This is a genomic window from Microcoleus sp. N9_A2, from assembly GCF_036701775.1.
In the GTDB taxonomy this organism is placed as follows: domain Bacteria; phylum Cyanobacteriota; class Cyanobacteriia; order Cyanobacteriales; family Microcoleaceae; genus Microcoleus.
Genome location: NZ_JAUBRH010000044.1, coordinates 31,998 through 57,016 on the forward strand (window position 1 = coordinate 31,998; position 25,019 = coordinate 57,016).

Annotated in this window: 17 protein-coding genes and 1 pseudogene; 6 read left to right on the top strand and 12 right to left on the bottom strand. The window is 44.3% G+C overall.

Translation table 11 applies throughout. The features are described from left to right. Positions 1–302: 302 nt before the first annotated feature. From QUA44_RS21680 to QUA44_RS21700, 5 genes are all read right to left on the bottom strand, one after another. Complete coding sequence (locus QUA44_RS21680) at positions 303–815, bottom strand: hypothetical protein (protein ID WP_333254286.1); 513 nt, start codon at positions 813–815, stop codon at positions 303–305. Positions 816–931: 116 nt separating this feature from the next. Further along, positions 932–1,375: a hypothetical protein gene (locus QUA44_RS21685; protein ID WP_333254284.1), complete on the bottom strand. Its 444-nt coding sequence runs from the start codon at positions 1,373–1,375 to the stop codon at positions 932–934. A 77-nt stretch (positions 1,376–1,452) separates the two neighbouring features. After that, a complete protein-coding gene (locus QUA44_RS21690) occupies positions 1,453–1,635 on the bottom strand; it encodes a CsbD family protein (protein ID WP_333254282.1) in 183 nt (60 codons plus the stop codon). Between the two features lie 383 nt (positions 1,636–2,018). Beyond that, complete coding sequence (locus QUA44_RS21695; RefSeq protein WP_333254280.1) at positions 2,019–2,225, bottom strand: hypothetical protein; 207 nt, start codon at positions 2,223–2,225, stop codon at positions 2,019–2,021. Between the two features lie 782 nt (positions 2,226–3,007). Next, positions 3,008–3,100: an HNH endonuclease gene (locus QUA44_RS21700; protein ID WP_333168740.1), complete on the bottom strand. Its 93-nt coding sequence runs from the start codon at positions 3,098–3,100 to the stop codon at positions 3,008–3,010. Between the two features lie 837 nt (positions 3,101–3,937). Here QUA44_RS21700 and QUA44_RS30775 point away from each other — a divergent pair. Together QUA44_RS30775 and QUA44_RS21710 are read left to right on the top strand one after the other, a co-directional pair. Beyond that, a complete protein-coding gene (locus QUA44_RS30775; protein ID WP_445243688.1) occupies positions 3,938–4,036 on the top strand; it encodes an RQC domain-containing protein in 99 nt (32 codons plus the stop codon). 56 nt (positions 4,037–4,092) lie between these two features. Then, on the top strand, positions 4,093–5,208 hold the full coding sequence (locus tag QUA44_RS21710; protein ID WP_333309911.1) for a hypothetical protein: 1,116 nt from the start codon (positions 4,093–4,095) through the stop codon (positions 5,206–5,208). A 273-nt stretch (positions 5,209–5,481) separates the two neighbouring features. On the opposite strand, the gene QUA44_RS21715 is transcribed toward QUA44_RS21710, so the two are convergent. Next, complete coding sequence (locus QUA44_RS21715) at positions 5,482–6,618, bottom strand: leucine-rich repeat domain-containing protein (protein WP_333309915.1); 1,137 nt, start codon at positions 6,616–6,618, stop codon at positions 5,482–5,484. Positions 6,619–6,753: 135 nt separating this feature from the next. On the opposite strand from QUA44_RS21715, the gene QUA44_RS21720 reads away from it, so the two are divergent. The 3 genes from QUA44_RS21720 to QUA44_RS21730 all read left to right on the top strand — a co-directional run bounded on the left by QUA44_RS21720 (position 6,754) and on the right by QUA44_RS21730 (position 10,766). Continuing rightward, positions 6,754–8,703 carry a long-chain fatty acid--CoA ligase gene (locus QUA44_RS21720; protein ID WP_333254271.1) on the top strand — a complete coding sequence of 650 codons (1,950 nt, stop codon included), beginning with the start codon at positions 6,754–6,756 and terminating at the stop codon, positions 8,701–8,703. Between the two features lie 144 nt (positions 8,704–8,847). Continuing rightward, positions 8,848–9,288, top strand: a complete 441-nt coding sequence (locus QUA44_RS21725) for a YlqD family protein (protein ID WP_006631983.1) — start codon at positions 8,848–8,850, stop codon at positions 9,286–9,288. Between the two features lie 173 nt (positions 9,289–9,461). Then, positions 9,462–10,766, top strand: a complete 1,305-nt coding sequence (locus QUA44_RS21730; protein ID WP_333254343.1) for a dihydrolipoamide acetyltransferase family protein — start codon at positions 9,462–9,464, stop codon at positions 10,764–10,766. Positions 10,767–11,373: 607 nt separating this feature from the next. Here QUA44_RS21730 and mscL read toward each other — a convergent pair. The 3 genes from mscL to QUA44_RS21745 all read right to left on the bottom strand — a co-directional run bounded on the left by mscL (position 11,374) and on the right by QUA44_RS21745 (position 15,070). Then, positions 11,374–11,811, bottom strand: a complete 438-nt coding sequence (mscL, locus tag QUA44_RS21735) for a large conductance mechanosensitive channel protein MscL (protein ID WP_333254268.1) — start codon at positions 11,809–11,811, stop codon at positions 11,374–11,376. A 791-nt stretch (positions 11,812–12,602) separates the two neighbouring features. Next, positions 12,603–14,030 carry a DUF3370 domain-containing protein gene (locus tag QUA44_RS21740; protein ID WP_333254265.1) on the bottom strand — a complete coding sequence of 476 codons (1,428 nt, stop codon included), beginning with the start codon at positions 14,028–14,030 and terminating at the stop codon, positions 12,603–12,605. 305 nt (positions 14,031–14,335) lie between these two features. Further along, entirely contained in the window at positions 14,336–15,070 is a 735-nt protein-coding gene (locus QUA44_RS21745) for a PEP-CTERM sorting domain-containing protein (protein WP_333254263.1), read from the bottom strand. Positions 15,071–15,785: 715 nt separating this feature from the next. Between QUA44_RS21745 and surE the strand changes: the two genes are divergently transcribed. Then, complete coding sequence (gene surE, locus QUA44_RS21750) at positions 15,786–16,463, top strand: 5'/3'-nucleotidase SurE (RefSeq protein ID WP_333254261.1); 678 nt, start codon at positions 15,786–15,788, stop codon at positions 16,461–16,463. Between the two features lie 105 nt (positions 16,464–16,568). Here the strand turns inward: surE and QUA44_RS21755 are convergent, their stop codons facing one another. The 3 genes and pseudogenes from QUA44_RS21755 to QUA44_RS21765 all read right to left on the bottom strand — a co-directional run. Next, positions 16,569–21,881 carry an AAA family ATPase gene (locus QUA44_RS21755; RefSeq protein ID WP_333254259.1) on the bottom strand — a complete coding sequence of 1,771 codons (5,313 nt, stop codon included), beginning with the start codon at positions 21,879–21,881 and terminating at the stop codon, positions 16,569–16,571. A 122-nt stretch (positions 21,882–22,003) separates the two neighbouring features. Then, complete coding sequence (locus QUA44_RS21760; protein ID WP_333254257.1) at positions 22,004–24,256, bottom strand: carotenoid oxygenase family protein; 2,253 nt, start codon at positions 24,254–24,256, stop codon at positions 22,004–22,006. 525 nt (positions 24,257–24,781) lie between these two features. Beyond that, a pseudogene (locus QUA44_RS21765) lies at positions 24,782–25,019 on the bottom strand (hypothetical protein); the annotation flags it as partial.

Here is a 25,019-nt window from a genome sequence, read left to right on the forward strand (position 1 = left end):
TCGTAGTCGGTAATTTGCCTGGGGTATTAATCACCCGAACACCTACTAACCTAATAATTAAGATTTAAATCATGAGAATTTAATATAATATAAATTTGCCTCAAACGACTCAATAAAAAAGGTTTGTAGTGAGGACTTTAGTCCTGCTCAGATTCTGAGGACTAAAGTCTTAACGACAAACACGATCGCGGTTATTTTACAGGACTAGATATAAAATATAAAAGGACGATCGCCCCGGCGATCGTCCTCTTATTTGCTGCACTGCACGTATTATCAGCTTTTAAGCTTGTCTGAATCAGAGACTATTTGCGATTGTTGAGCCATTTAGCCGCAACTATTCCCAAGATACCCACAACAACGGGATTTCCCAAAAACTTCATCAAACTCGGCTGTTCTGCTAGCACTTCTCGGAAAATATCTGGGTGATTGTGATAGGTAAACGAGGCCAGCTTGGTAACATCGTCAGCATTCATGCGGCTGGCGTGGTGGGTAGAAAGTCCTAGCTGCTTTTCCAATTGGCGATCATCCAATCCTCTCTTGCCCAAATGCTTGAAGAATTCCCGCGCTACATCGTCGCGTTCGTTTGGCTTAATTTGGGCGATCGCCTTTTGCAATTCCGGTTCCAACTGAGCCGGCGGGAGGGAGTCGTGATTCAGGGAACGCCCGAATAATTGTTTGCGCTGAGCAGGCGAAGTTCTCTGAGCAAAATCGTCAAAGTTTTCGTAATCTTCACCAGTTGTCTCCGGCATCATTTCTCGATCGCCCTGAGCTAAATCGTTCATGATTTGACGCTTGTAATTATCGCTGCTACTCATGGTAACTCTCTTCCAATCTACACAACATTTCAGTCTTAAATTGAGTTAGTTTCGCCTTCAAAAAACTACGGAATATTAAACCGCCACGCGGCTATCATTTAAGCTTGCTAACCCGGTCAAGACTTGTATTCAATCTGATTTGATTGCTGGTCGTACTTAGCAGTCAAAATCAGTTTTTTGTCAGGAGCGTAAACCAAAACACTTACATCCTGATTTGGGAAATTGCGGTGAAAACCTTGTGCTAAAGATTTCGCCAAATCTTTCACTTCAGTCGGGCGGACTTGCGGGGTAATTACAACTCCCAATTTATTATTGTCACGCACGTAAGCATCCTGAACCAGACCCTGAGCCGTCTTTGTTACCCATTGACCAAAATCTTGACCTGCGGGGGTATTGCCACGTTCTAGCTGTGCGTAATAACCCTGACTGCCGCCAATTGCTACAGGTACATCAGTCGGTTTTTGGGTTTTAATGCTGGGCGCGCAGGCAGTCGTAACAGCCAGCATTAAAACCAAGAGTAAGCCCGCAATTACTTTGCGACTCTGCTGCAATAAACTCACCTTTTTTCCTCCGTTCTGAAAACAAGTTGAATAATTGAAAGGGTCAGGTTGATTGACCCTCTCAATTAGTATGAGGCTTAGTCTAGTTTCTTTTTGAGCTCATCTTTTACATCTTCGATCGCGTGACCAGCTTCAGCTTGTTTTTGCTTGGCTTTGCCTTCTGCTTTATCTTTCGGATCGCCAGTAACATTGCCTAGGGCTTCTTGAGCAGCGCCTTCGATGTTTTTGCCAGTTGCCTTTGCTCTATCTTCAACGCTCATCGGTTTCTCCCTATGTGTATCTAATTTGACATTTTTTACTTAAACTCATCATAGGTAACTAGGAGCTGCGTTGCACTCTACCTCTAGGAAGAAAGAATGAATAACAAATGGAATAGGGAATAGGGAATAGGGAATAGGTATTTTCGGTCTTGAAGCAACTGCCACTTTCCTACTTAATTTTTGTGGTTTTTACCTTTTATGCTGGTTGTAATGAAGTATTTATGTAAAAAAAATGGTGTATGGTCACCCATACACCCAAGACTTTTTTTAAGCAATAAAAAAAAATACTTTTGATCTTTTGATTTAATTCTGCCTTCTGCCTTCCCAAGGGGAGTGTGGGCCAGACCACATTTTACCCACACGCTAAAAAAAGACTATTAGTTTTAATCTACCTTGTGATGGCATTCTTCATCTATTTTGTGCTGAAGTTCTTCTTTCAACTGTTCGACAGCGCGCATAGTTTGAGCATCTTCTTGTTTTTGCTGACCCAGGGCTTTTTCTGTTTCCTCGCCGAGCAATATTTCCCTAGATTTTGGTAGCGTGACTTGATTTTCGCTGTCCGTGTGGATCGCGTTTTCTTGAGTATTCATTAGTTTTTCCCCTATTGTTTGCAAAATTTATTTTTAACAAGGGTACTTAGAAGTTAACCTTATATTTATAATAAGGGAAATCACGAAGGCTTCCCTCTGTCTGAAGGGAGATAGGGGCTGGGGAATAGTTTTGAGTTTTGAGTTTTATAGTTAAGATAAATTACGGAAACTGCGATTAGCCCCAAAGGAGAGAGGGGAAGGGGAATAGTGCGTGAGATTGCTTGGTGAGTGGCAAGGCGCGGGCAGTGAATGAGTTGGGGAAAGGGGAGGAGGGAGGAGAATTTTTTTGCGGCGCGATCGGCATAAGTACCTTTTCTCGGTTCTTTGATGAGGCTGTTTCGACATCCTTGACATACTCCCCGACCGTCGCGGACGGAGATTCTAATTCATGGTTCATCGAAGTCCACTTGCTATCTCAGGGTGCATCGTCAATAGTAGAGGGGGTCTTCTCCCCACACTTTCCTTCTTTCGAGGCGGATACCTCTGGCCCAGAGGTATCGTTTTGCCGCTCCATCCCTAGCATCTTCATTCCCTTTTTCAGGATAATTAAAGTCAGTGAAGTAGTCGCCTCCTCCACTGCCAAAACTGAACGTGATAGTTTCCCATCATTCCGCTCCTCAATAAAACGGCTGTTGTCATCAGTAAGTCGTTACCAACATATCGTTTTCCCACGCCCAAAGCCTTCCTTCCACTGTTGGCTTAGGTTTAGCACTTTTGCAGCTAGATTTGTTACCGAGATTGCCATCATTAGCAGTTTTTGTGTCGTGGCAATGTCGATGGAGTCATTGCCAATTATCATACGATTCCCTTCCACTTTGCGATTTGGGGATGACGTGATCAACCTCTATCTTTGAAGTAGTTATCGCAGTGATCACATTTCCATTTTTGTCCCTTGAGTAGTTTAGACACTTTTACGGGTATTTCGAGGCGTACTCCCATTCTTGAACTGGAGCATCTCAATGAAAGCAGGCAAGCTAGAAATTGGAGTGGGGAGTCATGAGCCAGGAGGAAAGAGGAAGAAGGAAAGAGCTAGAATAAGTGTTTTTACAAATATGAGATGCTCCCAACCCACGCGACTTATTTATTACTTGTGCAACTTTTATGTAGTGTCTTTTGTGACTTTCATTGCTGGGGGTGATAATAGTGTGAAGTTCCAGGATTTTGCCATTAACTTTGCCTGATGTGTTTTGCCCAACAGGGAATTGTCTGATGTTTAATCCTAAGAAATCGAACCCGGGTTTTTCATTTAGGGTAAGCCCATTTTAACGAGAGTCCAAAGTATGCTAAAGTTAAAATCGTTCGGCATTTGGGAGTAATTGTTGTAACTGTTCATAGGGTAGACCAAGTAATCGCTGTGTTTCTTGATGATTCTCTTCAATATAATTCAGTATCTCGCTCATGTTTATGTTTAAAAAAATGTCTGGTTCTTTTCCCACATAAGGGGAATATTTGGGAGATATCTAAAGAATAGTGCCTAAAAAGAATTGAGACATAAATGCCTAATCTTCATTTAGAATTTTCCCGAAAACAACCCGACTATAACTTAATTAAATTAGTATGGCACTCGATAAATATATATTATTGTAAATCGATTTTTTATATTAATTTCAGAGCTAGAATATTTATGGCATCACCTCTTAAATCAAGGAAAATTAATAATTAAATGGGGTCGCCCAATCAAAAACAAGGGTAATGCTTGTATGACAGTTTAAATGTGCAACCGCTTAGACGTGCTACGTGGTTCTAAAAATCAAAAATTTTTGCAATGCCAGCACCACCAACTTTCTACTTATGGAATTAGTCAAGACTGAAGTATAGACAATTTATTAGAGGAAGCCTACTCTGCCGCATATCTTAGCCGTATCATGTGTTGCTTAGTTCACCCTACTTCAGGCCGTTTCACCTGAGTTCGGCTCAGTCGAGGCAACTGCTAGTAATTGAGCAGCCTGCACGTTACTCATTGCAACTTCCCAAATGCCTTTTGCACAATAGCTGTAAAAGTCACGAACAGGCAGACACAATGAAAGCTACTGGTAAGGTGTATACAATTGATTTGGCTGGTAATCAGTATCAAAGCCCTCGCTATTTGCAAAGTCGGGCCAGGATTAACTCGCTCATCGACCATTATATGTCATTGGAAGTTTTGAGCGATCGACTTTCCGATCTACCCCAGCAATTTTCCACCCCGCATCCCCGCCCTTGGGAACCCATAGATTGGCAAAGAATCAATCGCGACCAAATTATTGGTGTCAAGCCAGAAATCTTTTTGCAAATATTGGCAAGTGCGGCAGAAATTGAAGCTCCCATCCGCAGCTACGGTAGAGAAAGCTGGTGCTACTTACAGCATATTTACCCGCAAATGGCGCGGTTTATGGGAGGAATTTTTGATGACAATGGCAACATTCTAGAGATAGGTGTCTGGGAAAAAGAAGAACGCCAACATTGCCCGACATTTAGGAAAATTTACCAGCAACTTACAGGGGAAAAACTGCAAGTAAAACCCAACTCTGTGAATGGCTGTCAATCCACAGGTGACGCTTGGCAAGATACCTATAAACACGTGATTAGTCGCCTGAGTACCGAGTGGGGAGCTACTTCTGTTTATTTATGGTTGATGGTACACTCAACTGGAGCGTTGCAACAGGCAATTTCCCAGCCTTTACAGGATGAACTCAATCATTTGGCTAAGTTTTGGGGTTTCAGTCGCTGGGCATTCTCCCAGAGTTATTTCAATCAACTAAAAGGCTCTACCAAAAACCTGATTGCTTTGCTGAAACACCATCAGATTGAACGCACGCACGGTAACGATGTGTTTAATACTTCACTTAGTCTCAAACAGCTTTCTTTGGTGTTGGAATTGACTTTTACATTCACACGAGTGATGGTGCGTTTGCGGCGCTGGAACCGAGAGCTCAGTCGCAGTTATCTCAGACATTTGTTTGGTACTGCGCCGATGGTTGATGCACCGCGCCATGTCGCTTAAATCTGAGATATTGCATGAGATTCATGAACAGGCAAGATGCCTGTTCCACAAGAGTTCAATTTTATTGGGTTAAGGTGTACCCTAAGCACCCAGCTATGTTAAAGTGCTGACAGATATACTCGTTTTAATCTTGAAGAATACAGCGCATGAATCAAAGTTTAATGAATCTGTAACGATCGCACTTCAGAGACAATTGAAATTAAAAGGTACTATCGATCATGCAAATTACGATCGACCTTCCCGACAATCTCCCCCTGACTGAAGTTGAATTTATCATTCCCATTGACAGATAGACTCTGGTTTGAGAGGGCAAATTTCAGGAGCGATCGGATTTCCGTTGAGATGGAGTTTTTTCAGGTTAGTCAGGGATGCTAGCGGTTTGATATCGCTGATTTGATTCTTGTCGAGATAGAGAGAGTTAAGGTTAGTCAGGGATGCTAGCGGTTTGATATCGCTGATTTGATTCTTGTCGAGGTAGAGAGAGTTAAGGTTAGTCAGGGATGCTAGCGGTTTGATATCGCTGATTTGATTGTTGAGGAGGTTGAGCACAGTCAGGTTAGTCAAGGATGCTAGCGGTTTGATATCGCTGATTTGATTATTGCCGAGGCTGAGCGAAGTCAGGTTAGTCAAGGATTGTAGTGGTTTGATCTCACTGATTTGACTGTTGTCGAGGCTGAGCGAAGTCAGTTTAGTCAATGATGCTAGTGGTTCGATGTCGATGATTTGATTATTATTGAGGCTGATCACAGTCAGGTTAGTCAAGGATGCTAGCGGTTTGATGTCGCTGATTTGATTCTTGTCGAGGTAGAGCCGAGTCAGGTTAGTAAAGGATACTAGCGGTTTGATGTCGATGATTGGATTATTGCCGAGGTAGAGCACAGTCAGGTTAGTCAAGGATGCTAGCGGTTTGATGTCGCTGATTTGATTCTTGTCGAGGTAGATCACAGTCAGGTTAGTCAAGGATGCTAGCGGTTTGATGTCGCTAACTTTATTCTCGTACAGGACGAGCCGATTCAGTTTGGTCAAAGATGCTACTAGCGGTTTGATGTCGCTGATTTGATTATTGCCGAGGTAGAGCTCTGTCAGGTTAGTCAAGGATGCTAGCGGTTTGGTGTCGCTGATTTTATTGTTGGTGAGATACAGTGTCGTGAAACTTGAAAGTTTCCGATCGCCCTCAACACAATCAGTAGTCCCCGCTTTCTCCAACAGCACATCAACAGTATGTTTAGTTTCAGGACTCAAATCGGCTTTTTGGCGGCACCAATCAGCAAATGTTTTGTTTGCCGATCGCACTTCTGCGGCCTTCACAGACAGTTTATTTCCACATGATGCTAGGCCGATCGCACTAAAAGCAACTACGATCAACCTTGATAAATTAATGTGTTGCTGTGCAACTATAAATTTTATCATCTTGCCTCTCTAATTTTCTAAATAGACAATGGCAGGTTGGCAAACTGTCACGATACTGCCATAAAGTTCTAAAATAGCTCTCATATTCAACTTATAGCCAATAATTTTATCTCCGAAAACTCAGGAAGATACCTTATGAACCGCCCACCATCTTACACATCATCTGAAATGACTGATCGCGATCGTGCGAACCTCAACCGCCTAATTGATTACAGTTCCATCCAATCGATACCCGAAATTTGGGCGATCGTCAAACAAAAATTCGGTCAAACCGTCGCCCTCCACGACCCCCACAGCCAGCCCGAAATCAAATTCACCTACACCGACCTGTACCAACAAATCCAGCAATTCGCCGCCGGCTTACAAGCCCTAGGCATCGAACCAAATCCCGAAGAAGCAGTCCCTCCCCGCATCGCCCTCTTCGCCGACAACAGCCCCCGCTGGCTGATAGCCGACCAAGGTATCATGATGGCCGGGGCCGCAAATGTTGTTCGAGGCGCCACCGCCGACCCCGAAGAACTCCTGTACATCATCCAAGACAGCGGCAGCACCGCCTTGGTAGTCGAAAACCTGGCATTACTGAAAAAACTGCAACACCGCCTCCCTGATTTGCCCATTCAACTCATCGTCCTCCTGTCCGAGGAAGAACCGGAAACCAGCCAAACCCTAAGCACAGTCAAATTTTCTCAAGTGATGACTACAGGGGCCAACCGTCCCCTCAAACCCTCCAACCACAAGCCTCAAACCCTCGCCACTCTCCTCTACACCAGCGGCACCACCGGCAAACCCAAAGGCGTCATGCTGACTCATGGCAACCTGCTGCACCAACTCAACACCTTGGGCACAATTCTCCAGCCCGAAGCCGGCGACGGCGTCCTCAGTATTCTGCCCAGTTGGCACGCCTACGAACGCAGCGTCGAATACTTCCTGCTTTCCCAAGGATGCACGCAAATTTACACCAATATTCGCTATTTCAAACAAGACTTTAAAACTTACAAACCCCAGTACATGGTCAGCGTTCCGCGCCTCTGGGAATCGATTTACGAGGCCGTACAAAAGCAGTTTCGGGAACAACCACCTAAGAAACAAAAATTGGTGAATTTCCTGTTATCTGCCAGCCAGCAATACATTGAGAACCGCCGCATTTTCCAAGGATTAACTCTCAGTTTGAAACCTGCTTCTGCTTCGGAAAAACTAATCGCCCGCACCAAAAGCATTCTGTGGTCGCCCGTACACGCCCTCGCCGAAAAATTGGTTTACAAAAAAGTCAGGGAAGCTACAGGGGGACGCTTAAAATGGGCCATTAGCGGCGGCGGTTCTTTGGCAACGCATTTAGACAATTTCTTTGAAATAGCTAATATCGGCTTGTTGGTGGGATATGGTTTAACCGAAACGTCCCCGGTTTTAACCGTCCGTCGCCCTTGGCACAATCTTAAAGGTTCCGCAGGACAGCCGATCGCCCATACGGAAATTAAAATAGTAGACCCAGAAACCAGACAGCAACTGCCCACAGGCCAGCGCGGCTTGGTATTGGCGCGGGGGCCGCAAATTATGGCAGGTTATTATCTTAATCCCCAAGCGACTGCCAAGGCGATCGACCCCGAAGGCTGGTTTGACACCGGCGATTTAGGCTGGCTGACACCGGGAAACGACTTAGTTTTGACCGGGCGGGCCAAAGATACGATCGTCCTCAGCAACGGCGAAAACATCGAACCGCAGCCCATAGAAGATGCCTGCGTCCGCAGCCCCTACATCGACCAAATTATCGTAGTAGGCCAAGACCAGAAATCGATCGGTGCCTTAATTGTCCCCAATCCAGAAGCCGTACTCAAATGGGGCGAAACTCAGACTCCCCCATTACAGGAAATTGACTGGAATAGCAAGACAATTCAAGACTTATTCCGCCAAGAGTTGAACCGGGAGGTGAAAAATCGCCCTGGATACCGCGCGGACGATCGGATCGGCCCGTTCCGGTTGATTCAGGAGCCATTTTCGATGGAAAATGGAATGTTGACCCAGACCCTGAAAATTAAGCGCCCGGTTGTGACGGAACACTACCGCGATATGATTGACGAGATGTTTTGAAATATTCGCAGGACTTGGGGAATGGAAAAGAAAAAATTATCCCAACACCCGAGTCCCAAGTCCGAGTCCTCAGTCCTCAGCCATTAGTTCATGTTTACCAACTAATGACTAATGCCTAATTCCTAATTGACAAGCAACAACTTTATGGAACCACAATTACTCTTGAAGCGATCGATTAACGTTAAAGTCGTCGTTACTCCCCGCTGGAAAGAAGAAGCTCAACAGCAACTCCAAGCCCAAATCAACCAAATAGACTCTCAGCTACAACAGTTAGAAATGCAAGGGCAGCGGATGGTTTCAGAAATCCAAAAGCAAAACCTGCAGCCCCCAGGCCCGCAAGTAATGCAGCAAATAGAAAACATTCAAGTGCAGGTGAATCAAAGAAAAAGCGAACTGCTAGAACAGAAAAACCAAAACCTGCAACAGCTTCAGCAAGTGCAGGTGCTAGACCTGGAACAAGAAGTGAGTCAAGGTCAAATTGACGGCACATTCACTGTCGGCCTGGGAGAAAACTTGATTCAAAAAATGCAAGTAGAAATTCTCCTCCGCGACGGCATAGTCGAAGAAATTCGAGGTGATATTTAGAAATTGGTAAGTGGTAATTGGCGATCGGTAATTGGCAATTGATTTTGAGTCAACAGTCACACATCAAGAATGCGAGAGACTGGCATAATAATAAGTATTGCCGGTGGCCGATCGCCAATTATCAATCGCCAATTACCGATCGCCAATTACCAACTCACAAGGACTTTTTACAGATGATTCGCGAAGTTTTCATGCCAGCCCTGAGCTCTACCATGACAGAGGGCAAAATTGTTTCCTGGGTCAAATCCGCCGGAGACAAAGTAGAAAAGGGCGAAACCGTAGTCGTGGTTGAATCCGACAAAGCCGACATGGATGTCGAGTCTTTCTACGAAGGCTATCTAGCAATAATTATTGTACCAGCCGGCGAAGTTGCGACCGTGGGAGCTGCGATCGCCCTAGTCGCAGAAACAGAAGCCGAAATCGCAGAAGCTCAGAAACAAGGAGCCGGCGCGCCAGCCGCCCCAGCCCCAGCCCCAGCCCCAGCCGCCCCAGCCCCAGCCCCAGCCCCAGCCCCAGCTACCGCATCAGCAGGTTTGCAGCAAAACCTCAGCCGCCAAAACGGCCGCAGCATTGTTTCTCCCCGTGCTCGCAAGTTAGCCAAAGAATTTAAAGTAGATTTGAATTCGATCAAAGGCAGCGGCCCCAACGGCCGGATTGTCGCAGAAGACGTGGAAGCTGCAGCCGGTAAAGCCCAACCTGTTCCGGTTCAGCAACCAGTCACAGTCCCGGCAACACCCGCAGCCGCAGCACCCGCAGCCGCAGCAGCCAAACCTGCACCCGCACCAGTCCCAGCAGTGGCGCTTTCGGGTAACAGAGTACCGATGAACGCGCTGCAAAATGCGGTAGTCCGCAATATGGAAGCAAGTTTGAGCGTGCCCTGTTTCCGCGTCGGCTATACAATTACTACTGACAATCTGGACAAACTCTACAAACAAATTAAGTCGAAAGGCGTCACGATGACGGCTTTGCTGGCAAAAGCAGTAGCAGTAACTTTACAAAAACATCCTCTGCTGAATGCTTGTTATGTGGAGTCGGGAATTCAACACCGGGCTGATATTAATGTGGCGGTAGCGGTGGCTATGGACGGCGGCGGTTTGATTACGCCGGTGTTGCAAAATGCCGATCGCCTCGATATTTATTCTCTCTCCCGCACTTGGAAGGATTTAGTCGATCGCGCCCGCACCAAGCAGTTGAAGCCTGATGAATACAGCACGGGCACTTTTACTCTCTCCAATTTGGGAATGTTTGGAGTAGATAAGTTTGATGCGATTTTGCCGCCGAATCAAGGCTCGATTTTGGCGATCGGCTCTTCGCGGCCACAAGTCGTAGCTAACGAGGAAGGTTTGATGGGAGTGAAGCGCCAAATGCAAGTGAATATTACTTGCGATCACCGGATTATTTACGGTGCTGACGCTGCATCTTTCTTGCAAGATTTAGCTAAATTGATTGAGACAAATCCTCAATCTTTGACACTTTAATTAGGACTAAAGTCCTGACTACAAACCTTACTCTGAGGTTCGTAGTCAGGACTTCAGTCGGGAACATCTCAGTATTGCAAAAAGGATTTTTATTATTATAGAACCCATTTGACATCTTTTGTAAAATCCTTACAGGGCAACTATTCTAGCCTAAATTTAGAATTCTACTGATTCGCCCCAAACCTAGTTGTGGTAATAAGTCTGGAATAGATGTCAAATGGGTTCTATAGGCCTGAACTATGCCTACAGCCATACCCTCGATAATAAAGAAAGCATCTCCAAATTGAACGTTAATAACGTGTAATTTCTCAGCGTTAAAAAAGCACGCAATTCGGAAACACGTAAAAGAAAAATTATGAAAAATACTGTTTATCACCACCAAACTTTGGATTCAGGATGCCGGTTACGAAATCGCAAAGAAGGCTTTTGAAATATCTTTAGTGTGAGTGTGCAAAAAAGGAGATAACAGCCTAAACTTTTGCCTGCATCCCCTAAAAATCAAGTATTAAGTAGTTGTACAAAATTAATCACACAAAATATCCCCTGAAAGCCTTACAACGTAAAGAGTCTTTATCTAATTAATTTCGTTTGGTTACTTACGTAGGCTCTAAATACCACGCGATTCCAATGCTTTTGCTAAGCGTTCTAAAACTTCTGTCATCTTTTCCTGGTTGAGAGTAGCAGCATCAACAAGTGCAACTTCTGCTTCTGCTTCTGCTGCTAGCCGACGAATTAATCTTTTTTTTGCAGATTCTACGCTTCGGAGTAATAGAAAAATAACAAAGGCGATAATCACAAAACTAATTACAGATGCCAGGAAAACACCCCATTTTATACCTCCTGGTGCCCAACTTTCCAGGTCTTTAGCTCCCGCAGCCGTTAAAGCAGGATTAAGAAGAATGGGAGTAATAATATCTTTGACTAAAGAATCAATGATTTTTCCAAAGGCTCCACCAATGATGACGGCAACTGCCAGTTCAAGGACATTTCCCTGAACTAAAAACTTCCAGAAATCGCTCCAAAATCCGCTACTACTTCTTGCCATGATGGATGTTCCCCTATAGATATGCCAGTAAAATTTATTTTCTCATGATTCAGGAAAAACTTTATTATATTTTAAACCAAACAAACTGGTCAAAGGCGATCGGGTTCAATCTAAGAACGGAGTGGCGCGACTTTTTGGTGCAACGGATGTTGTCCTTACTTTTCACGCTATCTCTGAAAGCCTTTTCAGGCAAGGGTTTCATCTGAAGACGTTTGTCAATGATTTCTACTTAGGGCTTGCTGAAAAAGTGTACGCAGTGGAAAAACGAGGCTACACAGCTTGAAAAATAGTAGGTTTATTGGTGAATTCCCAAATTTAGCCAGAGACGAACAACCAAGGTGCAAAGGTTTTGAGCCTCTATAAAACCCGTTTGACATCTTTTACGCTGTTATACGTGACCGCAAAAGCATTATCCAGCAGCAGCCATGCCTTATTGTAGCAGTCTAACGGATTCAGAATGGGAAATAATTGAACCCATACTACATGAGATATTGCCCAGGAAGAAGCTAACTAAAACCATGTAACTGGACAAAAAGAGAAATCTTAGATGGAATCTTCTATCAACTAAAAAATGGCTGCAATTGGTAAGACCTACCCAAGGATTGGCCCCTTACAAGGGCCGTATATTGGCTTTACTTGCAGTGGCGAACACAGGGAGTGATAGAAGAGCTGATGAGAGTGCTACATGGGCAAGTGCGTGAGCAGGTAAAAAAAGCCAAATGGACTACATTTTAGTTTTTCTTGATGCGGACTAAAGTCCTCACTACAAACCTTTGACTACTGACTACAAACTAATTACTCGATCGCACAGTCAAGACTTGCGGCGGCGTCGCATCCGGCGGATACAAGAAATCTACTTGAACCAAACGGCGTTCCCCCGGCTTCATATTCACATTCACCAAAGGTTCCCCCTGCTGTCCCCGGCGCTGCACGATGTGAATGTAGCGCGTCAAAGTCTTGCCCGTATCATCATTAAACATCACCCGCACCGTACCTCGGAAAAATATCCGATTTTCGGGAGGATCGTAAAACATCAATCCCCCCGATTCTGTATTTGCTTTGATCGGTGTTTGCATTTTAATGCTAACAGATTGAGACTCGCGAGATTTGTTGTAAAGCGGAAAAGTTAAGTTGTATTGAATCCCGTAATTACCATTAGCTAAGTAAGCAGTATCGGGATAGCGAGCTAACATTTTAGCGCTTTGAACTTGACCAGTGCCAAAAGTACCCGTATCCGTTGTGCTCAGAGCGTAAGAAAATGACTCGCCGCGCTTGGGAACAGTTAAATAATCGGTTCTCGAATTGTCCGTAATTTTAGCTTCCCACTGGGAACCTTCCGCTACTCCTGCCACGCGGCCGTAAATTTTTTGCACCGGATTTTCGCCTCTGGGAGTTGGTGCTAAATCTCTCGGCCCCGCTAAACCTTTGGTATTTAAAATATTTTCCCACTGTTCTAAAGTCGGATCTTGCTCGACTCCTCCTTGACTTTTAGGAACAAACATTGCTAATGATGCTACATAAACCGAATTGCTGCTCGACATTCGCATTAAAGTCGATCGACCGTTGGAAGAAGGCCTAATATTCCCCACAGGTATCGGCAAATTCATCAGCATTCGGCTCTCATTGGCCGGAATCTCGATCGCAGCGGGCAAAATGGCTTGTCTGTACCCCCGCAGCACATCGCTCGTAATCCGGCTTCCAGGCCCCGCAAACACCGTGCCGAATCGATTTTCTAAATACGACGGCAAATCGACAAACAACGCATCCGGCCGAGTTAAATAAGTCGCTCCTTGCAAGACATTTAAAGTAACAGGTTCCGAGTTCGGATTGTAGACAATTATTCCTTGAAATAAGGTGCGAGTTTCGGCGCGATTTTTAGCTTTGGCGATGTGGTGGGCGAAGATATCAAATCGACCTTTGAAGGGGAAGTTTAAGTGTGCAGAAGGTACTTGTTTTCCTTCCGGGGGAAATGTGGAGAGCAAAATACCTTCCGTTTGCACGACTTCGGGGCTGTTGCTGTTGAAAACCGGGATATTGTCGAGTTGTCCGGGCAAAACGCGCACTTGTTGGGGCACCGTCACAGTGTTCAGCGGGCCGGTTGTTGGAGGTGCTGGCAAATCCAGTTCGTTTTCCGGTATCGAAAATTCTCGCTGGATGATGACTTGTTGGGTCGGAGGTGTCGGGATTGCTTGAGCTAAGGGTAAAATTGGCAAAAACATTGCTGTGAGCGCGTTTAACTGAACTTGCAGAAGATTGCCTGGACATAGCAACCGACACAAAACTTTACCACAAGTTGGTTGATATTTTTTGGGGAATTTGGGATGTTAGGTCAATTTTTGTGGAAATTCTGGCATCGCAAATTTTTTGTTCTACTTAATGACAAAATGTAGAGCAAAAATAAGAGCCAGAAGCACTATAGCTGCGCTGGCTCTTATGAGTTGATACTAGAAGTTAACCTGAATTCACTAGAAATGGGACGAGCTTTTCTTTTCTGCAGATGGATGGCCTGCACCCCTGAGAAAATTTAAGCAAGAGCTTTTTTTGCCTGCTTGCGGCGGGCTGCGACTAAACTTCCCAACCCCATTACCATACCTGCGATAGTAGTTGGTTCGGGTACTGGCTCAGCATCAGCCGAAACTCCGGCCATAACTTTGTCACTGGTACCAACATTAGACCCATCTACCTGTTGGAAGCGAACTCCTGCCTTGAGCGTACCATTCTGAAATCCCGTCAAGAAAGCATTTTCTGCCTGAGACGCACTCAGACTGCTGCCAGTTAGCAAAAAGCTAACCAAAGTAGACTGATTTTTATATAAGCCTCCATTAGCGTTGCCACCATTAAAGCTATTGCGCGGAGTGCTAATGCCATAGTCGAAACCATTGTGCAAGCCACTAATATCAACGTTTTGCCAAAACTTTGTAAAAGTGCTGCCTGCGGTAGATTTAACCGATGCACTAACGCCGCTCAATACGTCAAATGCCACCGCAACGAGAGAAGAGTTGGTTGCGCCACCGGCTGTAGCCTGAGTGCCAGTCGTATTGGTGATCCCCAAATTCAGGAGCAAATCGGCTCCACTTTGGACAACGTTGAAGTCTAATGTTGCAGTAGCGCCGGTGCCAATGCCGTTGGTCGTACCGTACTGAGGAGCCACAGATAAACTGAATGCTTGGGCTTGCGTTGCAGTTAGTAATGAAGAAGCAACAACTAAACCAGCGGTAGCTATACAGGCGGTTAGTGGTTGGGCGAAGTTGGTTTTCATAAGAGTAATACCTCGTTTATATCGTTGGGGGGATTGACTTTATTGATTTCTTCTGGTGTCTATTTACATCATCTATCATGTAAAGGTATTTGTATATACATTTTTGCTACCTTTACCAAAACAATATTGTGCGAGGTTTATTCTTAAAGTTTTAGTAAACTTGGTTGTGCCGCAAAGGCTAGGATGACTGTTGCTGAGGTATTCCACGGCTAACTATCCGTTATTGCAACTTTCGGTATCATCGGCTGTCACAATGGCTAATTGCGTAATATTACTTACAAATAAGTGTGTATTTATACAATAATTGAGAAATCGGTTTGTCGATCGCCTGATGTACGCGAAAGTAAAATATATAGCCTTTCGATCTCTCATATCAGGTACGCTTCCGGGATATGGCATAGGGCTATGGCATAGGGCTATGGCATAGGGCTATCCTCACTTTTTTGAGAACCGCTATAGTTGCACAGTAAGTAAATATAGAATTAGTAACTCTTCCTGGGCGCAGATAACGGGTTTGAGCCACTAAAGTACGGCGTGGAGGGCTCAAAAATTTTAGGCTGTTGTTCAATCTCCGAGATTCATCTGTGGAGTAAATCTAAAATCTAAAATCTAAAATCGACTGACACCGATACAATCCCCGCGCCACCCTACAATTTGAGATTGCCTCGACTCGCCCGCCAGTGACACAATAACGTTACTAACAGACAAATTTTCAATGACGATAATTTTAACCAACGACGATGGCATAGACGCTCCCGGAATTCAGGCAATGAAGCAAGCTGTAGAAGGCAAGACAATTATGGTGGCTCCGCAGGGGCAATTGTCGGGCTGCGGGCATCAAGTGACGGCTCACAGTCCGATTCATGTCGATCGCCGATCGGAATTTGAGTATGCTGTAGGAGGAACACCGGCTGATTGCGTGCGAATCGCTCTTCATCACGTTTGTGCGAAGCCGGATTTGGTGCTTTCGGGTATTAACGCAGGTGGCAATTTGGGGGTTGACGTGTATATTTCGGGTACGGTGGCGGCTGTGCGCGAAGCAGCCATGCACGGTATTCCGGGAATCGCAATTTCCCACCGGATTAAAAGGCCGCTCGAAATAGACTGGGATGTCGCGACTCGTTGGACATCGCGGGTGTTGGCGGATTTGCTGAAGCGGGAACCAAAGTCGGGGTGTTTCTGGAATGTGAATTTTCCGCATTTAGCGCCGGGAAGTGCGGAACCGGAAATTGTGTTTTGCAAGCCTTCGACTGAGCCGCTGCCGGTTGAGTACAAAATGGAGGGAGAATATTTTTATTATGTTGGAGAATACGGAGCGCGCGATCGGGCGGCGGGGACTGATGTTGACGTGTGTTTTGGGGGTAATATTGCGGTGACTGAGATATCGCTGTGATAGATTTGGGCGATAGCACTCTCGATCGACTACACCCCCACTATACAAGTCCGGTGCAACCGGACTTGATATGATTAATTACCAATTACCAATTACCAACTTGCGTTATTTCTGTTTTAGGACTACCAACGTAATGTCGTCAAAAACTTTATGTTTGTCAATATGTTGCCGCACATCATCAATTACTGCTTGTCGAATTTCTTCAACCGTTTTGTGGCGATTTTTTTGCGCCACTTGGCACAATCTTTCTATGCCGTAATACACTCGATTTATATTTATAGCTTCGGTAATTCCATCTGTGTAAAGCACTACTATATCCCCGGGATTAAGATGCACTTGAACTTGGGAAACAAAACCAGAAATATCTTCCTCTAATCCCAGAGGAAAGCCGAGTTCCATTGTATCGATCAGTTCGATGTTACCATCAGTACGGACTACAATTATTTCTTCATGTTGACCGCTGATGGTGAGGTTACTATCTTGATAATCTAACAAAGCCAAGGTCATGTTTTTAGACGAGTCAATGCGCTCGATATTGGCATAAAGGGTGCGGTTTAACACATCAAGAAACTTCACCGGATCGGTTTCGTTCATTTGTTGGAGAGTGCGGACGGCGGTTTGCGCCATAATCATTAATACGCCACTTTCTAAACCATGTCCCGTAACATCGCCGATGCTAATTTTTACCCGATCATTTTGGGTTAGCACGTCGTAGTAGTCGCCACCAACTTCATCGGCAGGTTGCATATATCCAGCTATTTCTAATCCTTTAATTTTATCAAGTTCTGATTGTTTGGGCAAGATCATTTGTTGCAGTCGTTTCGTGACTTCTAACTCAGCACTGAGGCGGATGTTTTCGGCTTTAAGTTTGTCGTTGAGGCCGCTAATTTCCTGGTTTGCTTGGGCGAGTTGGGCAGTGCGCTCTTCTACTTTTTGTTCCTGCGTGTGGTAAAGTAAGGCATTTTCTAGCGAGATTGCTGCTTGAGAAGATATCAGTTTTAAAACTTCCAGCCGCGTCGGAGTGAAAGCGCTAGTTGCCAAATTATTTTCAAAGTAAAGTAAACCCATCATTTTGCCTTGATTGATGATGGGAATACATAAGACTGACTTGGGTTGATGCGTCCTGATATAAGGGTCTGTTCTAAAAGCTCCTTCAGCCTTAGCATTATTTAAAACGACAGTTTTGAGAGTCTTTTCCACATAATAAATAACGCTTAAGGGAACAACTTGCTCTAGTTCAATCTGGGGAGATAACAACACCTTAATATCGCTGTCCTCAACTTCCCCAGCGGCTGCGATCTCAAAACCTTCTGACTGATTCAAAATCAGAAATCCTTTTTGAGCGCCAGCATTATTGAGCGCAATTTTCATAAATTGTAAAATCAGTTCGCTTAAAACAATTTCCCCAGAGATGATTTTGGAAAATTTAAGCACAGAAAGTAGCTCTAATCCTTCCAAGCTAGATCCTGTTGTTAATGTCGTGGTATTAAAATCAAGACCGAGATTTTTTTGAGCTGTTATTCTCCCAAATATTTTTGGATACCTTGACTCTAAATCTTGGGCTTTTGCCGTAGCTCCCCAGCGAATATAAGCGTAGTAGGATTCGTTCAGATAGAACTGACTCATATGTTCGCGATCGCAAGCAAAATGAAATTCTCCAGCCAGTTCTTTAGCAATAGCTTCATCTTCCAGGCGTTCGTACTCTATCGCTCCCGATATCGCTCTTTCGTACAAGTTAATTGCTTGCTCATTTTGCCCCAAAATCCGCGCTTTTTCTGCCTCGATCAGGTCGTACTTGTGCTGATAGTTCATCGGCGCGTCTTGCGCCCAGCATTTCATTTTTTCCTGATGAGATTCTACCAATTCCAGATATTGCTGTTGCTCCCTCGGCGCAGCGCTGTTGTAATTAGCGAGCAGGATCAGCGAATAATAGAAGTAGTGAGCGGGAAACGTCATCATGCCGCTATCGCCTCTGAGGTGTTCGTGAGCTGCCAAAATGCAGGCAAGAGCCTGGGAATAATCTTTAAATAAATAACAGAGAAAGGCTTTGGCCTGGTAAACTAATAACAGCGTTGTTGCATTTTTGGTTTCCTGCAAATATACCAGCATCGCTGCTTCATCAAAACTTTTGCCTTGCAGCAGCATTTTATCTGATGATAATCCTTGCAAATTTAAGGTCAGTTGATGCCATACCTTAATGAAATTGAGCGGGAATTCCTGTTTGATTTTATTTAAAAGTTTGATATATTCGCTAATGTTTACATCGACAATTTCTAAGCGTTCGCCGCTCAAGAATAGGTTGGTACAAGAGTGGAGTACGCAATAGCCTGCATATTGGTAATCTCCCGTTTCCAAACCGGCTTGAATCGCCTCTTCTAACGGTGCAATACTTTCCTTAGCCTGCTCTTTCCAATGGGAGATCAAACCGTAAAAGGGCGCATAAACTCGACATTTGAGTTTGTTGTCAGGAAAAATATCTAGGAGTTTAATCGCCAACTGCCCGCAGTAATATCCCGCGTCCAAGTCTGCCATCGGCCCGCACAAAATTATGCCGTAATTTGCGTAAGCGATCGCTGCCAGAGCTGAATGACCTCGTTCCACACAAAGATTGACCTTCGTTAAAACGATCTGAACAAAGGTTGAAGGCGCTGAGATCGAAGCAGCGGCCGTTGCCGTTATCAAGATTCGCAGAGCTGCTAGCAAATAGGGATCGGTCATTTCGGGAAGGTTTTCTAACTCTTCTAATCTCGGCATCTGCACGGAACTGCTGCCCTCGCTGGGCAGAGGAGTTAGGGAAACTCCGAGCATCTCTACCGCTTGCAGTCCGGTTTCAAGGGCTTTGGATAGCTGGTTTTGAGCGATATAAAATTCAACTTTTAGCTCGTAAACTTTCACCTTTTCGAGCAGGGTTGTTGCCTGTTGCAGCGCTATTTCTGCCAGTGCAGCAGCTCTCTCGAAGTTGGTACACAAGTATTCTGCTTCTACAGCTTCTATATAGAGGTTGAGCGTGAGTTCGTAATTGCTTTGCCAGCTAGAAGCTGCCAGGAGTTCCATGCCCGCATTAAAATAATTGGCAGCCGCTTCGGAGGCTGTTGCTGCTTTAGCTTTCCGACCTGCGGCGAGATTCAGGGCAGCGAGTTGGTTTTTTTCTGACTGCTCGGTGATGAACTCGCTGCCGATATTCAGTTGATTGACGATCGCAAAAATGTTTTCTTCTTGCTGAGATGGGGTCGTATTTTTCAGCAGCAGTTGACCAATTTTGAGGTGAGTTAATTTTTTTTGGTCTTCGGCAATGAGAGAATAAGCTGCTTGCTGTACGCGATCGTGCAAAAACTTGTAAGGAATTTGCACAGATGCAGTTTGACGGCTGGCGATATCGTCAAGGTGCATCTGTGCCAATTCGCGGTCAAAAAAGAGCGGAATTTTGTAGGCGTCGTTCAAGGGGAGAATCAAACCTGCCTCTAGGGCAGACCACAGTTGATTTGCCGTTTCTACAGGAGATTCTTCATTGACGATCGCCAAAACATCTAAATAAAATCTGCTGCCGATACAAGCTGCTAACTGCAAAATCTTTTGACTTGCTTCCGGCAGCCTTTGAATCTGCTTTACCATTAACTCGACAACGTTATAATCCGCAATTCCTATCGCTTGAATTTCATCTATTTCCCACTCCCATTGGCGACTATTAAAATTGTAAGCTAACAGCTTTTCTTCATAAAGATATTTTAGCAGTTGATTTAAAAAGAAAGGATTGCCTTGAGTTTTATTAAATAGCAGAGCGGATAGACTTTGGGATTTTTGGCTTTCCCTAAGAGTGTCGGCAACTATTTGATTGACATCTGTACTACTCAAAGGTGCGAGAGTAATTGTTGTTAAATTAGCTGAATTTTCTTGATTATTTTTCAAAGTTTGCATCAAAGGATGCGTCGGACTAACTTCATTATCTCGATAAGCACCAATCATCAGTAGATATTGGCTGTCGGGGTTAGTCACTAGCAGTTGAATTAACTTGAGCGACGATAAATCAGCCCACTGCAAATCATCTAGAAAAATAACCAGCGGGTGTTCTGGTTGAGTAAAAACTTGAATAAAGCTGGCAAACACCCGATTAAATCGATTTTGAGCTTCAGTTGCTCCCACTTCTGGCACGGGCGGCTGTTCGCCAACGATCAGTTCAACTTCGGGAATAACTTCTGTAATAATTCGGCCTTGCTGGCCTAATGCGTTTAAGAGTTTTTGTTTCCAATTCTCTATCTGTTGCGGACTATCAGTTAATAGCTGGCGCATCAGATCCGAGAAAGCTTCTATCAGAGAAGCGTAGGGAATGTTGCGCTTAAATTGGTCAAATTTACCAGAAATGAAATAGCCATGCTGCCGGACAATCGGTTTGTGAACTTCATTAACTACAGCAGTTTTCCCAATGCCTGAATAGCCAGCTACTAGCATCATTTCCGCTGTCCCATTACTGATGCGGTCGAAGGCGGCTAGGAGTGTCTGAACTTGTTCAAATCGACCGTAGAGTTTCTGCGGAATTTGCAATTGACTTGATAAATCTTCTTGACCAATTTGAAAGTTGTCAATTTTCCCTGTAGTTTCTAATTGAGTTAAACACTGTTCTAGATCGAATTTCAAACCTTCAGCACTTTGATAGCGTTCTTCAGCAGTTTTAGCCATCAATTTCATCACAATTTCAGAAATTGCTTGAGGAATCTGGCTGTTAATTTTTGCTGGTGGTACGGGTTGAATGGCAATGTGGGAGTAAATTAATTCGAGGGCGTCAGTGGTCGGAAAGGGCAGTTTCCCTGTTAGCATTTCATAAAACGTGACTCCTAAAGAATAGAAATCCGTTCGGTAGTCGATTGCCCGATTCATCCGACCTGTTTGTTCTGGGGATAGATAGGCAAGAGTTCCTTCTAATAAGTTGGGGTGGCTGAGGGATTGATTTTCTTTAGACAGGCGGGTTGCAATACCAAAATCGGTAATTTTTACTTGATTTTTGGCCAAATTGACGATGATGTTTTGGGGTTTGATATCTTTGTGAATAATGCAACGATCGTGCAACTGAGCGAGGGTAGATGCTACCTGAATCGCAATCGCTAGAAAATCTCGTATTTGTGGCTGCTTAAATTGTTCGCTATCTGAGAGAGCAATTCCGCCAAAATCTTCCAAAATTAGGATAAATTGGCGGTTTCCCAATTCTTGTAATTCTAAAGGTTTAACTATACCCTCTATATTAAGGTTTTTGGAAATTTCATATTCCTGTCTTAAACGGGTGATTTCTTCTAGATTAGGATACTCATTTTTGAGGATTTTCAATATCGCTGGCTGTCCGTCTGACTCTTTGATCCCTCGATAAATAACAGTATTAAACCCTTGGTAAATTTGTGAAGTAATTTTATATCCGCGAATTGCTAACATAGGTGTCTTAATCTTGAAGTGATATCAGTGCCATCATATATAAAATACAATATAGCGATCGCGCCAACTGCTAGTCAGTTGAAACAGCGATCGCTTTTGAGTTAGCAATCTGACTTGCGGAGCTAACTAACGCTACAGTCACCGCTGTCTTTTGGTTCTCGCTTCGGATATACCCACTCATTAAAGAACTCCTGAATTTCTTGAGGTTGCTGTTTGACTAAATATTCGTAATCTTGTTTCACCGGAATATTATAACTAGCCGTCCGTTTGCCAATCTTGGACAACCAAGTCGTGTGTACGGAAATCCCAAAATTAAGTTGTGGATGCCAGAGTTTGCATAGGGGGCCGCTCTTCAAATCCGCAGCGTCGAAAATCCAGATTTCATTGCCGTTGTCAGGTTGCTCATCTGTACCATTATAAACTACACATACAATATAGCCGTCTGTTGAGCCGCCTGTTGAGCCCGCGCGCGGGACAAATTGCGGCGAGTTGCCGAAATAACCTGTGTCAAATTCGTATGAGTCTTGAATCTGCAACCGATTTTCATTTGCTTCAAGGGTATCCATATCTGCTATGTGCAGTCGTAACAAGTTAGATTTGATGCCTTTTTTGGTCAGATGGCGCACTTCATCGGCTGGTATTTCCCGATATTTATAGTTTTGATACATTTTGAGTCCTTCTTCAGTGAAAATATCTTCCCAGCATCCAAAAAAGCTCCAGTAGATATTTTCAAAGTGTCCAGAAGGCGGATTTTCACGGTAAGCATAAAGTGCTGGTCCCCAAGTGTATTTGCAATATTCTTTACCGTTGGTCTGAGTATCCTGGCAATATTTGTTAGGCTGGTTGTCTGCATAAACTCCTGTCAAATCGCTTCTGGCAACTTTGATTTGTTTGGCATCCTTAGCATCGAGTACGTAGCATCCCATGCGACTAATATCTAATGGCCCTACTGTCATCCCAAACATAGGGGGTAAGTCTCCATTGTTGTATGAGTTGCTGAAATCGATCTTGCGAATCCATTCAGCTACATCCCAAGCGCATACGTGAGCTAAGTGCAGCGTGATTTGATCGTTCGGATTTTTATAGTCTGTGAGAAAGTGCGTGGTTTCGCGGGGAATGACAACCTGTCGCGCTACCACTTTCTTGACATCTGATTTCAGGTCAGTGCGGCGGACAATGTAGATCGTACTGTCGGGTAATTGCGGGCGATCGATTAAGTTTCTCAGCCATTTTTCTATTTCTTCATATTTTGGCTCGTTTGGCGCCGGAAGTATTTCTTCTAGTAAGAATTTAAAGGCAGTGTCCATCAGCACCACGTAGTCTTCAGTCAATCCTATCTGGTGCATACTCTGTTTAATTGCGATCGGGCAACCATTGGGGTGCGTTACCTGCCATTTATTAATCTTTTCTTTGCCATCCCAGGAAATCACATAGACAAAGTTGGCAAATATATTAAAACTTTGCAGCAGACTCCATAATAAATGAATTGTTTGTTTAAAGGCTGCTGCTAATTTTTGGAAAAAGTTTTTTTGGTCGGGAGCTTTCTGAAATCCTCGCTGGGAGGGATTTCTGATGCTGTCAATCAAACCGAATGCCCAATAGAGGACTGGACGCAATTGAGCAATAAAAGTGGAGAGCGATCGCCCGCTGTTGACAGTAAACATTTCCCCTGTGTTCTCGTCAAAACAAGGATGGGCTGAAGTCTGAACTAATTTAAACGGAAAAGGCGGTTGTAAGGGAAGGTTGGCTAATAGCGGATTAAAGGCTCTCCAATCTCGATCCCAACCCACGGGCGTGACTGCTTCCAGCGTTTTTGTATCAATTTCGTAGGGACGCCCTATATCCCAAGTTATCAGCAGTCTTTCGTTGTCTTCCTGAAGAAATTTCATGGGCAGAAATCCGGTGTTTAGCTGATTGCGAATCCCTAACTGGTCAGACATTCGCATGATGCCGCGATTTTTAAATCTCAGGTTAGGCTGGCATTTATTTGTGGCTGCGTCGGCATAGTAACAGGGGGTTGTAGCAATTCTAGTTGTGAGAAATACTCCTTCCTCAAGATTGTCAAAATCAAAGCGATAAACCATCCCGTCGCCGTTGTAGAATGGCGTGAAACCATCACTGGAAGGAAATACAATATCTTTGTTATCATCGCGAGATTTGGAGTCAACAGAGCCTGTGGCTGAAATAATAAATACGTGGCCTTGCAATCCTGACGGAAGTTGTTTTCCGTCCTTAACTAGCAGTTTTAGCGGGCAATACTTGGCCTCTGGGTTATCTTCTCTTAGCCCAAATTCTACTCGACTAACTGACAATACCGATCGCGGGAAACTACTATTTTTTTCAACCTTATCGTCATTTTCTACAGATTGGTTCATAGTTTTTATAGGGGTTAAATTTGAGATGAATGACACCTGCACTAATTGCTCTTAACTTAAGTTGCTAGTTATCTCAAACAGGCTGCTAATGGCTGCTAATTCGAGTAAAAAACTTGATTAGCAAGCTGGCAATTAGCAACACCGCAGTTTATAACTAGAAACTTGCGTTATTAGTCACCGTAAGCGATTCAGCGAAAATCAACTCGACTTAAATAGTGAATCATAATTATATCATATATTTTCTTCTCCCGTGTGGCTCTCTCGTACTTATGGTGATAACGTAAGCTAATAATTTAGCACGATCGAAAGTTTCAACGTTCAGCCTCAGATAGTTAGTATCATCTGCTACTTTTAACACCAAGCATCGGAGAGAGCTGAGGAAAAAATTATGTGATTAGATGTTTGCATCGACACTGATGTCATGAATGCTGCACTGGGGCAAGCGTCACAAGTCGCTTTAGCTGTCATATCAAGGTGCGACTGGGCTAAAATGTGGCGCGCCACATTTCTGGGGCAACTGTTCAATTAATGCCATGATATAAATGTGTGGCAATGCTCATAGCTGGTAAAACTATAGTCATTTATTGCAACGACATGGGAGGCGTTAGCCCTCCCCTTTCTGTTCTACTTTGAGCGGATTAACCCGCCTCGGCTGAACTACGCAGCTCCCTATCCCATCGCACAAGGCATTTGGGATTGCTTTTCTGAGAATGATTAAAGTCAGTGAAGGAGTCGCCTCCTCCACTGCTCTCCAAAACGGAAC

Coding starts and splice junctions, on each gene's coding strand:
- QUA44_RS21725 (WP_006631983.1), top strand. CDS start 8,848: ATGGAACCACAATTACTCTTGAAGCGATCGATTAACGTTAAAGTCGTC.
- QUA44_RS21745 (WP_333254263.1), bottom strand. CDS start 15,070: ATGAAAACCAACTTCGCCCAACCACTAACCGCCTGTATAGCTACCGCT.
- QUA44_RS21690 (WP_333254282.1), bottom strand. CDS start 1,635: ATGAGCGTTGAAGATAGAGCAAAGGCAACTGGCAAAAACATCGAAGGC.
- QUA44_RS21680 (WP_333254286.1), bottom strand. CDS start 815: ATGAGTAGCAGCGATAATTACAAGCGTCAAATCATGAACGATTTAGCT.
- mscL (WP_333254268.1), bottom strand. CDS start 11,811: ATGGCAAGAAGTAGTAGCGGATTTTGGAGCGATTTCTGGAAGTTTTTA.
- QUA44_RS21760 (WP_333254257.1), bottom strand. CDS start 24,256: ATGAACCAATCTGTAGAAAATGACGATAAGGTTGAAAAAAATAGTAGT.
- QUA44_RS30775 (WP_445243688.1), top strand. CDS start 3,938: ATGTGCAACCGCTTAGACGTGCTACGTGGTTCTAAAAATCAAAAATTT.
- surE (WP_333254261.1), top strand. CDS start 15,786: ATGACGATAATTTTAACCAACGACGATGGCATAGACGCTCCCGGAATT.
- QUA44_RS21740 (WP_333254265.1), bottom strand. CDS start 14,030: ATGTTTTTGCCAATTTTACCCTTAGCTCAAGCAATCCCGACACCTCCG.
- QUA44_RS21720 (WP_333254271.1), top strand. CDS start 6,754: ATGAACCGCCCACCATCTTACACATCATCTGAAATGACTGATCGCGAT.
- QUA44_RS21755 (WP_333254259.1), bottom strand. CDS start 21,881: ATGTTAGCAATTCGCGGATATAAAATTACTTCACAAATTTACCAAGGG.
- QUA44_RS21695 (WP_333254280.1), bottom strand. CDS start 2,225: ATGAATACTCAAGAAAACGCGATCCACACGGACAGCGAAAATCAAGTC.
- QUA44_RS21730 (WP_333254343.1), top strand. CDS start 9,462: ATGATTCGCGAAGTTTTCATGCCAGCCCTGAGCTCTACCATGACAGAG.
- QUA44_RS21715 (WP_333309915.1), bottom strand. CDS start 6,618: ATGATAAAATTTATAGTTGCACAGCAACACATTAATTTATCAAGGTTG.